Origin of the sequence: Paenibacillus sp. FSL H8-0260 (assembly GCF_045040625.1) — a bacterium.
Taxonomy (GTDB): domain Bacteria; phylum Bacillota; class Bacilli; order Paenibacillales; family Paenibacillaceae; genus Paenibacillus_AQ; species Paenibacillus_AQ odorifer.
The window spans coordinates 5,250,325-5,263,054 of the sequence record NZ_CP150298.1 but is presented as its reverse complement, the minus strand read 5'-3'; the positions used below and the strand labels follow the sequence as shown (position 1 = coordinate 5,263,054).

Sequence of the window (12,730 nt, the reverse complement as noted above, 5' to 3'; positions counted from 1 at the left end):
ACGTATCTTAAATTTGGGAGGAGTGCGGTTATCTATGCAGGTGTGGTTCGCTGAGCATCCAATCGTCGCTTATATTGTTATCTTTATATTGCTTACTTTTGTTTATAATCAAGTCTTTCGTGTGAATCAAAAGTTATCGATTGGCAAGGAAATCATGCTCTACATAATGATGGCGGTTGGCTCTGGCATGCTCCTCATTTTCCAACATGATAAGCTTCCGATTATCCAGTGTCTGTTGGTTGCTGTCGGATTAATGCTGATGGTACGGATACGTTATATAGTAGAAGCTCGACAGAAGAGAAAGGCTGCGGCAGCAGCGAAGAGATCGTAATCGCAACTTTTGTACCTTAAGGATCGTCTAATTAATGTAGCAATTCTAATTCTAAATGAAATGAAAAGGACTTTATTCTATTATGAGTACAAGAAACAGCGGTTTACCTCCAAGAGCAAACGGGCAACAACCTACTAATAGAAAACAGCCTGTGAAGGGTGCTTCTAAGAAAAAAACGAAAAAGAAAGTGAAAAAGAGAGGTTTTTTTGGCAGATTAGTTAGAGTATTGTTAACTTTGCTAATTATTGCGATCCTCGGCGTGTTGGGTTATGGCGGTTATCTGTATTGGAAGCTTGAGCATGGCGTATTTAATGCAGGGGTTGAGGGTACGGTTGCTCCAGGGCATTCCGCTTCAGAAAAACCACTGACAATGCTTATACTGGGAACGGATAACAGACCTAAACACGAGTCTTATTTGACTGACGTGATCATGGTTGCAGCACTTAATCCTAAGACTAAATCAGCGACTATTGTTTCGCTTCCTCGTGATACCTATGTGGAGCTAAGCGGCTATAAGAAGACGAAAATTAATGAATTTTATGCTCGCTTCAAGGGTAAGGAGAAATCCTCTGGTCTACTGGCTGAAGATGAGATGAAGACGATGATGGGTAAGTATTTGGATATTGATGTAGATTATACAACGATTCTTGATTTTCAGGGCTTCCGTGATGTAGTGGACGAGCTTGGGGGAGTCGAAGTAAATATTAGTGAAAATATGTGTTATACAGACACTGTGGATGGCACGAATATCAATCTGAAAAAGGGTCCGGCAGAGCTGGATGGAAAAAATGCACTGGACTATGTGCGGTATCGTAAATCCAATTGCAAGCCTAAGACCAACGCATCAGATGATTTTGATCGCAACAAACGCCAGAACGAAGTTCTGAACAGTCTGGTGGATCAGATGCAATCGCTTGGTGGCGTATTAAAAATCGGCAAGGTGCTTGATGCAGTGGACAGTAACATGAAGACAGATATCGAAAATTCGCAAATCAAAGATATGATTGCGACGTATTGGAAGATTTCCAAAGAGAATATCGAATTCAAGCCGGTTACTGGAACGTGGCGAAGTCCATATGTATATATTAATGATGAGGAGTTTGAGGCCGCTAAGAAAAGCTTGCAGGATCGAATTGCAGGAATTTCCACGGGAGCTGATTCGACAGCTGCTGAGACGCCTTGAGGACCTTAATATCTTCCATAGCTAAAATTGAATGCAAGTTTCAGCCTGTGCTATAATATAATAAATCGAATGAATTAACGTCGCATAGGGGGCCAGTACTTATGTCCGAAGCCGTTGCTCAGCTGAATGAAACTTTGCTATCGATGCTGCAATCGGAAACCTTTGTTCTTCTAAACACAGTTGATGCGGAGACAGGCGGTCCTACATCCACAGCTATTTCGTGGCTTTATGCTGTTAGTCCTAGTACTGTGCGTTTGGCTATTGATCATCGTTCAAGACTTGTGAATAATATGAAGGTTAATCCATTAATAACTATAACTGTGTTTGGTGAAGGAACTGTCTATGCCATTAACGGTAGTGCTGCTGTAAGGCAGGACCCGCTAGAAGATGTTCCTTTTAAGATGTGCTGTTTTGATGTTGAAATTCAAGCGGTCCGCAACGCGCTTTTTTACGGCGCGCAGCTGGACTCCGCCCCAAGATATGCGAAAGTTTATGATGGACGTGCCGCTGAGAAGTTGGACGGACAAGTATTTGCTGCCATGAAAAAAGCCTAGTGAAAATATCACTGGGCTTTTTTTGAACTCAAAGAACATCTTTTGTTCTTAACCTCTACTGTGCATTTTTTTGCGGCTTGGTATCCTCTGGCAGCTGTGGCATGATTCGTCCGATAATATCGGCCAGCTCGGATGAGAATCCGGATATCGGATGTCCCTTGGAGATATGGCGGCTCATTTCCGCTAATCTGCTGGAGAGATCCATATCCGCAGTGACAAGCGCCCGTACACTTCTTGGGTCTTTGCGGATGGCTTCCGCTACAGAATATTTGATGCTTCCTACACGTGAACGGCCCAGAGAACCTTCTACATCAAGACCAACAATGGCAACTTTGTTCATGACTACACAGTGTGCGCCATTTACACCGGGAACTCTTTTGGCCAACTGTTCAAAATGATCCTTAAGTGCAATTTCACTTTCTCCATTAACATTGACGGCTTGACCAGCTTTTGAGGTGGCTTTAGGATTAGTCGCACCATCATTGGACAATTGCCGAACCTCATGGTTCCCCGTACCCTTTACAGCATTCGCAGATTGTTTATTCTGAGGAGAGGGTGATGTCTTTTTATTAGCGATACCGCAGCTTGTCAGTAGCAGCAGTACCAGCAACAGACATATTGATTTTCTCATATGTGATTACTCCTTTCAGCCAAAGAATCGTTTCTGTACCATATCTTTTCCCTTGGCGGAAAGAGTTATGTATGATCAATCAAACCAGGCGCTGTGGAGGGGATAATATGAACAAGATATTTGTGCTAGATACCAACGTGCTTTTGCACGACCCCAATTCAATTTTCTCTTTCAAGGAGCATGAGGTGGTTATTCCGGCTGTTGTGCTGGAAGAAATCGACTCCAAGAAGCGCAATGCTGACGAAATCGGTCGGAATGCCCGTACGGTATCCCGATTGCTTGATGGACTCCGGGAACTAGGTCATTTGCATAGTGGTGTGGAACTGGAGCATGGAGGCAAGCTGAAGGTAGAACTTAACCATCGCAGTTTTGTGAAGGTACAGGAAATGTTTGGTGAGGTGTCTAACGACAATCGGATTTTGGCTGTTGCTCTCAATTATTTGAATGAAGAGAATGAGAAGCCCGATCCGCGTCCCGTTGTGCTTGTGAGCAAGGATGTACTGGTTCGTATTAAAGCGGATGTACTTGGAATTACGCCAGAGGATTATTTGTCAGATCGTACTGGAGACTTAAATGAACTATACACTGGTTACCAATCTCTGCAGGTTCATCCCGCATTGATTGATGAATATTACAGTCACCGCTCTCTGACGGTAAAACAGCTTGCGTTGTCGTATCCGTTGTACCCTCATGAATTTGTGATTCTCAAGGATGAGATTGGCACTGGCAAATCAGCTCTTCTCAAAGTGAATAGTGATGCCACACGTCTGGAGCCACTCTATCTGGGCAATGATTCGGTTTGGGGGATTAGCGCCCGTAATGCTCAACAACGAATGGCACTGGAGCTGCTGCTAAATGATGAAATCCCACTCGTAACGATCACGGGTAAGGCTGGGACAGGGAAGACGTTATTGGCGCTTGCAGCCGGACTATTCAAAGTGGAGGATGAACATAAATACAAAAAATTGCTTATCGCCCGTCCGGTCGTTCCTATGGGTAAAGACATTGGGTATTTGCCCGGTGAGAAGGATGAGAAGCTTAGACCCTGGATGCAGCCTATTTATGATAATCTGGAATTCCTGTTCGATACCAAAAAAGCTGGCGATATCGATAAAATCTTAATGGGGTTAGGAAGTATACAGGTAGAAGCCTTAACCTATATTCGCGGCCGTTCAATCCCATCGCAGTTCATTATTATTGATGAGGCGCAGAACCTTTCCCGCCATGAGGTGAAGACCATTGTCTCCAGAGCGGGAGAAGGAAGTAAAGTCATTCTAATGGGCGATCCAGAGCAAATCGATCATCCATATCTGGATGCTGCGAGCAACGGACTGAGCTATATCGTCGAGAAGTTTAAACAGCAAGGGATTAGCGGGCATATTACTTTGGAAAAAGGTGAGCGTTCCCGCTTGGCACAATTGGCCGCGGATCTACTCTAACGGTTCATCAATCCTATTTTCAGCCGGGAGAAGCAAACACTCCCGGCTTTTTCCTGCCCGCCCGGAAACGGCAGAGGAATTTAAAGTTGGTTGTGGTGATTAGAGCCATGGAAAGAAAGTTTGGAACTGTAGAAGCGAAGCGTTCGCCTTTATCCTCGGATTTTAACCGCATGATGCGGTAATTAAATCAGGAAATCTGAGGATAACAGCGATCGGAAGTCCAAAGCTTTCTTGTAATGGCGGTCAGATCACCTTCCTATTTTTAATGCCTCTGGCGTTTCACCCATATAATAGAAAGAGAACGGTTTCACAAACTAAAGACAAGCACCGGAGGGTTTGGTAAAATAGGGGAGACCAATCAAAAGGGAAGGTGGGAAATCGTGCTGAAACGCAAAAATTATTGGCTGCTTTTTGCAATTTTACTACTATCGCTGACAAGCCTGTCGCCCAGTATGGAATTGAGTACCAGTAACGATCCACGTCCTATGAAAAGACCACAAAGCCAGTCGACCCATCCCTCTTCCGGAGATGAGGGAACTATAGATAGCTTACACATAAGAGTATCGTTAAATAGCGAAGAATTTAGTGAACTGGAGCTCCTTAGCAACCGTTATACCTTAGAAAGTGGAGTAAAGGTTATTTTAAGCAATGTGGATATGGAGGATGCCGATGAGGTATTGAAGCATGATTTAACGATCGGGGATAGCCCGGATATAGTCATGGCAGATGGACGAAGCATTCTGGACTGGGCCACACGTGGATATTTATTGCCGATGGATGTGTATCAGAGCGTTCCGGGGAGTGCACCGTTAACACAGTTGATCCCCTGGATGCAGTGGAATGGATATAATTGGGGAGTCCCGTTAGATATAGATCCTTACGTGCTTGTTTATTCCCCACAACGGCTGGCGGAGCTGGGTTTTAATGCATTACCCAAAAGCCTCGAAGAGTGGAATATCCTGCTTCAGAATGTGCTAAAAGAGCAAGGGAAATATTTACTTGCGATGGATACCCGCAATCCTTATGGATTGTCAGCGGTAATGGAGAGCATGAATAGCAGCTTGTTAGCAGATAACCAAAATGTGTTGAATTGGATTCAGAATGCCCGCAGTTATTTTTATCTCACCAGCCGCTACAATAAAGATGTCTGGGATATGCTCCAAGGAGGTAGTGTCGCCGTTGCTTCATTACCGTTATCCGAGTGGCAGAAGCATGGAAATTCATCCCTTGCTGCTGTACCGGCCCTGACTGCTAATAATGGGGGTGGGTTTGAATCCTGTTACAGTCGATCTTTTGCCCTTCCAGCTCAATCTCAAAGTCCAAAGGAAGCTGTGAATTGGCTGACCTTTATCACCTCTGAGGATGCTCAGCTGGATTGGTTGGAGAATACGGGTAGCTTGCCGGCGCTTGATGTTCTTTATCGTTCGGAGCATGCTTTTAAATACAAGCTTCCTTTCGATGTTGAGCTATTGCTGACAGAAGAAACCGCCCCGGAGGATGAGTCACAGGGCGGATGGAGTAAGGTTGTTGAAGCTGTATCGTTACTATTAACGGGGCAGATAGATGCGGAAGGCTACAAAGAATTTCTAAAAGAAGGCCTAAAATGAAATGGAAAGCTTAACATGCAAGACGCCCTCTTGGCTATCTACTGCCGTGGCACGAAGGAAAGATACTATTTTGCCTGGATAAAAGCCTAAGTCAAATTCTTCTTCCAACGTTTTTCTTGTTGTGTCAGGCAATTCAAGACCGTTAAATACAATATGATCGACTTGGAATATAAGGCCGTTGATCGGTTCTTCCTGAATGGTATAGTGACCGGTCAGTGAAAGGGCTAGCGCTCCGCTTTTTCCAGTGGCAGTAATCGATCCGTCATTGAAATGAAAGGCGAAGTCTTTAAACAGCGAATTCTGCGATTGCAAAAATTCATTCAGATCCTCTTCCTTCAGGTTTAGCTCATAAGTCATTCCTTTTCGAGTCAGTACACCCTCTCGATTCTGAACAAACTGTGGTAGGTTATTCATTGCGGAGGATAACGCCTTGAAATAAGTTTTTACCTCGTGCAGGCCGATATTCTCCCAATATAATGTGAATTCTTTAAGTAGAGTACTCATATTTTCAGGATCGCTGCTATTTTTAATCCCACCCTCAATATCCTTGTTGAGCGCGTTTACCCGAACTTGCTGTTCCTCCAGAGCCGTACGCAATCGGGCGAGCTCTTCCGAGTTTCGCTTCGCAGTCTGAAGGGTATCCTTCAAATCCTTATATTGTTCTTCATATTGTGAGAGAATATCGCGGTCATTTCCAATAATAATCTCATAATAATCGAACAGAGCCAGGAATCTGCTGATACTTTTTGCTGAAAAAAACGCGGCCAGAAGATTATCTCTATCCCCCATATAATAAGAACGCACAACTGCACCTGCCCGTTCCTGTTGGTCCGCAATGGCTGTTTTTTTCTGGGTAGCTTGTCTGTTCAGGCTTTCTACCTTTTGTTCAAGCGCTTTTTGTTCGGCTGTAATCTTGATGATTTCACGTTCAATTTCTGCAGAAGACAAGGTCTGTTCAAGTAGTTTACGGGTTTCTTCATTATCTGGTATAGCAGAGTTGAAAAAATCACCGCTAGGATCGGCAGACAAGTACTTCACAGGTTGTAACGGAAACAAAGTACAGCAGAAGAAAATTAGTATGGTTGCAATCATGCGGCTTTGTAAATTGCGGGAGCGCACCACACCACCACCTTTTTTTTGAAATGATATATGTATGTACTAATAATATGTTTAACCCTTCTAAAATAGCATACAAACAAAAAAACGGAAGTGATCCTTATAAGATAAGGACCTCATCCGCTCCAAAAGAGTACTGCAATTTATAGTGGAAGACCCATTTGAAAGATCGTCCAATAACTAAATCCGGTGAAAGTCAGAATCATGTATGCCCAGAAGAGAAGAACATAAGTTTTTTCAGTAAATTTCATATAGCCAAGTATTACGAAAAATGCAGTTTGTAAAAAGAAAAGCAAGGCCATTTCTGTTAGACCTCCGGCGAAAGCCATCAATCCAATAGCTAATGTGAAAAAACCTAATACCCGAAACATGCGGTCCAAGAGAGAGTCCCCCTTCCAGTATGTATCTCACGAATATTCCTTCGATTTATTATACCCTCAACATAATTATGTGTAAACGAATTCATTGAAAAAAATGCACTAATCTTCAAAAAATGTGATTTTTATAATTGACCTGAGTGATTAGTGCTTTAAAAAAGAGAATTTATAGTTTTATGCGTATGATGTACGCAGATAATGGAAATACAAATTAGTATCAAATAGATTCTATGAACTCTATGAGAAGCATAGAAATGGAGTAAGCAGCTTTTATCCCTATTCACTACCCGGCAGAACTGCCGGTTATGGAGATGGTTATTTCATGACGTTGTTAGGAGGTTTGGCTTTATGACAGCCGTTAGACAGGACGCTTGGAGTGCAGAAGATGATCTAATATTGGCAGAAGTAACTTTGCGACACATTCGGGAGGGCAGCACACAGCTTGCCGCTTTTGAAGAGGTGGGTGAAAAAATCGGCAGAACTTCGGCCGCTTGCGGATTCCGCTGGAACAGTTGTGTTCGGAAAAGTTATGAAGGTGCAATCGGTATTGCTAAAGGGCAACGTCAAAAGCGTAGCTACCTGAAAAAGCAGCCGTCAGTAAGAGGAGCGCAAGTAGCTGGTCTCATTCTGGGTGATGTCGATGAGGAATTTGGGCGCGGTGAGGGATTAAGTGAAAACACATTATCCATTGATGCGGTCATTCGTTTCTTAAGACAATGGAAGGGTACGATCCAGGAAGCAGGACGTCAGCTGAAAATGCTGGAAAGAGACCTGCGCGAGAAGGAAGATGAATTAACAGAATTACGATCTGAGAATGAACGGTTGTCTAAAGAGGTTAATCTTGCTCAAAGCGACTACCGGGTAGTCAACGATGATTACAAAGCTTTAATTCAGATTATGGATCGTGCTCGCAGGCTTGCTTTCTTAAATGAAGAAGAAGAAGAAATGAAGACTCGTTTCAAAATGGATGGTAACGGAAATTTAGAACGCATTGAATAAACGATAGGTTAACTAACAATCCCGCAAGTGGTCTGCTTTTTAAGCACCACTTGCGGGGTTTTTGGTATACTTAGAAAAATTGTGCTTAAGATCAGCAGGAGGGTTATATGAAAATTGATATAATTGGTGCAGGTTCACTCGGGCTGCTGCTGGCAGGGAGACTGATCCAAGCCGGGAATGATGTGAGGCTATGGTGCCGAGGGATAGAACAATGCCAACGATTAGGGCGTGATGGCTTAACGGTTACCTACGAGGATGAACGCGAGCCGATAACAATTTCGGAAGATCAGTTTGTATCCGCGCCAATAGGGGAGTTCGCAGGTGCTTATCTAGAAGAGCCGAGTGATTGGATCGTGGTGACGGTTAAACAGAATACTCTACATAATGATTTTCCTGAATTTCTATCCCTACTTAAGGAAGAGCAAGTACATATGATTTGTTTTCAGAATGGAACAGGACATATGGAGATGTTAGGAGGCTTGTTGCCAAACGCCAATTTATATGTAGCTGTGACTACGGAGGCTGCGAAGCGCAAATCATTAACTGAGGTCATTCATGCAGGAGCAGGGGAGGTGTGGATAGGAAAATGGAGCTTAGGGGATGGACAAGCTCATAGCATACATAATGATTTAACAGCGAATAATTTAATAGAAGTTCTCATAATGGCAGGATTCGCAGCCTTTTTGTCGAATGAAGTGGATACCATGATTTACCGGAAGCTCTTGATCAATGCCGTTATTAATCCACTCACGGCGATTTGGCGTATTCCAAATGGGGAGCTGCTGTCTTCAGAGCAACGCCTCCAATTAATGAAGGAAGTTTTTGAAGAAGTAACAATGGTGTATGATTTCTGTGAAATTACTTATGATAAGGATGCTTGGGATAACATCCTTCAGGTGTGCCGGTTAACGTCTGGCAATATTTCATCTATGCTGGCAGATGTACTTGCTTCAAGAACCACAGAAATTCGTTGGATCAATGGAAGTCTTGTAGAAATGGCAGAACGATCTGGAGTGTCGGCACCATTAAATCGCTGGCTCTGCCAATTAGTAGAAGGTATTGGGGTATGATCTCTGGGGAGAGGTGAAGCTATGGGACTGCTGATGGATTCGGTTATTACTTTAAGCGTTATTCCGATTGTGCCGTTTTTGATTGTTTTTTTCATTGGAAAAGGCTTAAAAAAAGATAAAAAGAAAACTTTTATGCTCGCAATGGACGTGACCACATTTTTTTTATTATTGTCGGTCTCCGCATTGTTTAACAACATCTTTAATTCCGGTTTTGGGTTTTACCTTATACTAATTATTGTATTAATATCCGCTGGACTGATTGGCGGAGCTCAAAATCGGATGAAAGGAAAGGTAGATGGAAAGCGGTTATTTCGGGCAGTTTGGAGACTTTCGTTCTTTTTTATGAGCGTAGGATATTTATTATTTATGTTTGTTGGGCTAATTACCTACATATCACAAGCGATGTAACGTTCCACTGCTTCGGTGAAGCGTCAACGTCACAAAAGTTTAAAGTTTTAAAAAAAAAATATTTTCTGAAAACATTGCACTAGATTTTTTTGACCACTGGTTGTATAATCATAAACCATATACCACATTCTATTTAGGGGGAACTGCTAGATGAAGAAGAGTAAAAGTCTATTGCTAATGATTGCATTAGTACTTGTTATCGGCACAGTGCTTGCTGGCTGCGGCGGAAACAATGCAAACAGCGGCAATAAAGGTAACAATGCTAACACTGGTAACACGGCAACTGGTAATGCAGCTACAGAAGAAAAATTGGCTGCTGACCAAACATTGAGAATTAACCTTAGTTCTGAGCCTCCAACATTTGACCCAGGATTGGCTCAAGATAGCCAAGCTCACACTGTCCTGACAACAATGTACGAAGGTCTGACTCGCATGAATGCTGAATCTGGTCAAGCTGAACCAGGTGTTGCTGAAAGCTGGGAAGTTTCCGCTGACGGTCTGGTATATACTTTCAAACTCCGTGATTCACAATGGAGTAATGGCGATCCTGTAACAACAGAAGACTTCGTTCGCGCTTGGAAACGCGTGCTCGATCCTGCTGCTGCATCCGCTGCACCTTACGCTTATCAATTGTACTACATCAAAAATGCTCAAAAGTTCTACAACAAGGAAATTACCGATTTCAGTCAAGTAGGTGTCAAAGCGGTTGATGAGAAAACTCTTGAAGTTACTCTTGAAGCCCCAACTCCTTACTTCCTTGGATTGCTTTCCTTCTACACTTATTACCCTGTACACAAATCCATTGAGAGTAATCCTAAATGGGCAACAAGCAAAGATACTATGATCGTTAACGGTGCTTTCACTCTTACTGAGTGGACTACAGGTCAAACACTTGTTGTAACTAAAAACGATAAATATTGGGATAAAGATTCCATTAAACTTAACAAAATCGACTTCTCCCTTGTAAACAGCGGTGCAACTGAGCTGCTCAGCTACAAGAACGGTGAATACGATCGTGCCGGTGGACCAACTGGTGAAATTCCATCAGAACAAATTCCAATCGTGCAAAAAGAACTTCCTAACGAATTCAGCCGTAAAGGTATTGCTTCCGTATACTACTACGAATTCAATATCACTGAAAAACCTTTCACAAACGCTAAAATCCGTAAGGCTCTTGCAATGTCCATTAACCGTCAAGCTTTGATTGACAATGTAGTACAAGGTGGACAATTCCCAGCCTACGGTTATGTACCTCCTGGTATCGCTGGTGCTGATGGTGAATACCGTACAGCAGTTAAAGATAGCTACTTCACTGAAGATCTAGAACAAGCTAAAACATTGCTTGCTGAAGGTCTGAAAGAAGAAGGTATGGATAAACTGCCTACATTCTCCCTGACTTACAACACAAGTGAAGGTCACAAGAAAATCGCTTTGGCGATTGCTGATATGTGGAAAAACAATCTTGGTATCGACGTACAAACCGTTAACCAAGAGTGGGCTGTATTTATTGAAAACCGTCAAAACCTGAACTACCAAGTTGCTCGTGCTGGTTGGACTGCGGATTACAATGATCCAATGACTTTCCTTGATATGTGGGTAACAGGTGGCGGTAACAATGATACTGGTTACGCTAACCCTGAGTATGACAAATTGATCAGCGAAGCTAAAACAAGCACTGACTTGGCAGTACGTCAAGAAAAGTTTGCTGCAGCTGAGAAATTGCTCATTGAGCAAGATATGGTTCTGATTCCTTTGTACTACTACACTAACAACTCCCTGACTAAAGAGTACCTTAAAGGTGTTACTCTTGACTTTAGTGGTGCAATTGACTTGACTCGCGGATACTTGCTTGAGCACTAAGATATTGCTTTAGTAATTACAACAGAATAGTTAGTTGACTGAAGTTGCAGAATACTTCGGGATATATATGTGGAATTCCATATATATCCCTTTTTTTTGTATTCCTGTCTATTTGTTAATTAATGTTATTAATAACATATATAGAAAATAGACAAAAATCCGTTTTTTTCATAAAATCATTATTATGTGTATCAAAAATTGTCGGAGGAGGTGTGATGGGGATGGTTCGTTATGTCGCAAATAAGTTTTTCTATATGTTGGTTTCTCTATTTGTATTGATTTCAGCTACCTTTTTCTTGATGAAAGCTATTCCGGGGGATCCGTTTACTTCTGAAAAGAAGGTACCGCCAGAAATTAAAGCACGTCTGATGGAACAATATGGTCTGGACAAGCCGCTCTCTCATCAGTATTTTAAGTATTTAGGTGATATTATCCAAGGTGACCTAGGTGTCTCAATGAAACGCCTAAATCAAGATGTATCACATTTGATCAGTCAAACCTTTTCAGCGTCGCTGAAGCTGGGACTCGTCGCAATCGTTGTGGCGGTTATTGTCGGAGTATTTCTCGGCATGTTGGCGGCACTCTATCACAGAAAGTTTATTGACAGCGCAGCTATGGTGCTGGCAGTTCTGGGGATTGCGGTTCCGAGCTTTGTAGTCGCGTCATTACTGCAGTATGTATTTGCTTTCAAACTGGGTTGGGTACCGGTTTCAGGTTTTAAAGGGCCAATCTATTATTTCTTACCCGTGGCCGCGCTCTCGGCACAGCCGATCGCCTTTATCGCCCGCTTGACCCGTTCAAGTATGCTTGAAGTTTTGAATGCGGATTATATCAAAACGGCTAAAGCAAAGGGATTGAGCTGGATGGCTATTCTGAGCCGCCATGTACTTCGTAACGGAATTCTACCTGTTGTTACTTATATGGGTCCAATGACAGCTAACATCGTAACTGGTTCGGTTGTTATCGAGCAGATCTTTGGTGTTGGGGGTATTGGTAAACAGTTCGTGGAAGCGATTGGTGTCCGTGACTATACCGTTATTATGGGGATAACCATTTTCTATGGTGTATTACTCATGGTTGCCCGCTTTATTACGGATATTGCTTATGTATTAATTGACCCACGTATGAAATTAAGTGGAGGAAAGGAGGGCTAAA

13 protein-coding genes are annotated in these 12,730 nt (G+C 42.7%); 10 read left to right on the top strand and 3 right to left on the bottom strand.

The genetic code is table 11. The annotated features are described in order from the left end of the window. Window positions 1–34 precede the first annotated feature (34 nt). The 3 genes from MHI51_RS23475 to MHI51_RS23465 all read left to right on the top strand — a co-directional run bounded on the left by MHI51_RS23475 (window position 35) and on the right by MHI51_RS23465 (window position 2,068). Window positions 35–331 (top strand): YlaH-like family protein, encoded by a 297-nt coding sequence (locus tag MHI51_RS23475; protein WP_076179286.1) that lies wholly within the window; start codon window positions 35–37, stop codon window positions 329–331. Between the two features lie 82 nt (window positions 332–413). Then, window positions 414–1,514, top strand: a complete 1,101-nt coding sequence (locus tag MHI51_RS23470) for an LCP family protein (protein WP_076129031.1) — start codon at window positions 414–416, stop codon at window positions 1,512–1,514. A gap of 101 nt (window positions 1,515–1,615) precedes the next feature. Beyond that, complete coding sequence (locus tag MHI51_RS23465; RefSeq protein ID WP_076129033.1) at window positions 1,616–2,068, top strand: pyridoxamine 5'-phosphate oxidase family protein; 453 nt, start codon at window positions 1,616–1,618, stop codon at window positions 2,066–2,068. Between the two features lie 55 nt (window positions 2,069–2,123). Here MHI51_RS23465 and MHI51_RS23460 read toward each other — a convergent pair whose 3' ends face one another. Then, window positions 2,124–2,699 (bottom strand): YhcN/YlaJ family sporulation lipoprotein, encoded by a 576-nt coding sequence (locus MHI51_RS23460; protein ID WP_076129034.1) that lies wholly within the window; start codon window positions 2,697–2,699, stop codon window positions 2,124–2,126. Window positions 2,700–2,806: 107 nt separating this feature from the next. On the opposite strand from MHI51_RS23460, the gene MHI51_RS23455 reads away from it, so the two are divergent. Both MHI51_RS23455 and MHI51_RS23450 read left to right on the top strand, forming a co-directional pair. Continuing rightward, window positions 2,807–4,138, top strand: coding sequence for a PhoH family protein (locus MHI51_RS23455; RefSeq protein WP_036683710.1), 1,332 nt, complete (start codon window positions 2,807–2,809; stop codon window positions 4,136–4,138). Between the two features lie 380 nt (window positions 4,139–4,518). After that, window positions 4,519–5,745 carry an extracellular solute-binding protein gene (locus tag MHI51_RS23450; protein WP_076217857.1) on the top strand — a complete coding sequence of 409 codons (1,227 nt, stop codon included), beginning with the start codon at window positions 4,519–4,521 and terminating at the stop codon, window positions 5,743–5,745. Here MHI51_RS23450 and MHI51_RS23445 read toward each other — a convergent pair. Next, entirely contained in the window at window positions 5,737–6,864 is a 1,128-nt protein-coding gene (locus MHI51_RS23445) for a hypothetical protein (RefSeq protein ID WP_256718988.1), read from the bottom strand. The genes MHI51_RS23450 and MHI51_RS23445 overlap by 9 nt on opposite strands. Window positions 6,865–7,004: 140 nt before the next feature. Then, entirely contained in the window at window positions 7,005–7,241 is a 237-nt protein-coding gene (locus MHI51_RS23440) for a DUF2626 family protein (protein ID WP_036683705.1), read from the bottom strand. 345 nt (window positions 7,242–7,586) lie between these two features. Between MHI51_RS23440 and MHI51_RS23435 the strand changes: the two genes are divergently transcribed. The 5 genes from MHI51_RS23435 to MHI51_RS23415 all read left to right on the top strand — a co-directional run bounded on the left by MHI51_RS23435 (window position 7,587) and on the right by MHI51_RS23415 (window position 12,729). Then, window positions 7,587–8,237: an RsfA family transcriptional regulator gene (locus tag MHI51_RS23435; protein ID WP_036683702.1), complete on the top strand. Its 651-nt coding sequence runs from the start codon at window positions 7,587–7,589 to the stop codon at window positions 8,235–8,237. Window positions 8,238–8,344: 107 nt separating this feature from the next. Further along, window positions 8,345–9,307, top strand: coding sequence for a ketopantoate reductase family protein (locus MHI51_RS23430; RefSeq protein ID WP_076276752.1), 963 nt, complete (start codon window positions 8,345–8,347; stop codon window positions 9,305–9,307). 21 nt (window positions 9,308–9,328) lie between these two features. Next, window positions 9,329–9,715, top strand: a complete 387-nt coding sequence (locus MHI51_RS23425) for a DUF3397 domain-containing protein (RefSeq protein WP_036683696.1) — start codon at window positions 9,329–9,331, stop codon at window positions 9,713–9,715. A gap of 150 nt (window positions 9,716–9,865) precedes the next feature. After that, window positions 9,866–11,575, top strand: a complete 1,710-nt coding sequence (locus MHI51_RS23420; protein WP_076129042.1) for a peptide ABC transporter substrate-binding protein — start codon at window positions 9,866–9,868, stop codon at window positions 11,573–11,575. Between the two features lie 221 nt (window positions 11,576–11,796). Then, window positions 11,797–12,729 (top strand): ABC transporter permease, encoded by a 933-nt coding sequence (locus tag MHI51_RS23415; RefSeq protein ID WP_036683691.1) that lies wholly within the window; start codon window positions 11,797–11,799, stop codon window positions 12,727–12,729. Window position 12,730 lies beyond the last annotated feature (1 nt).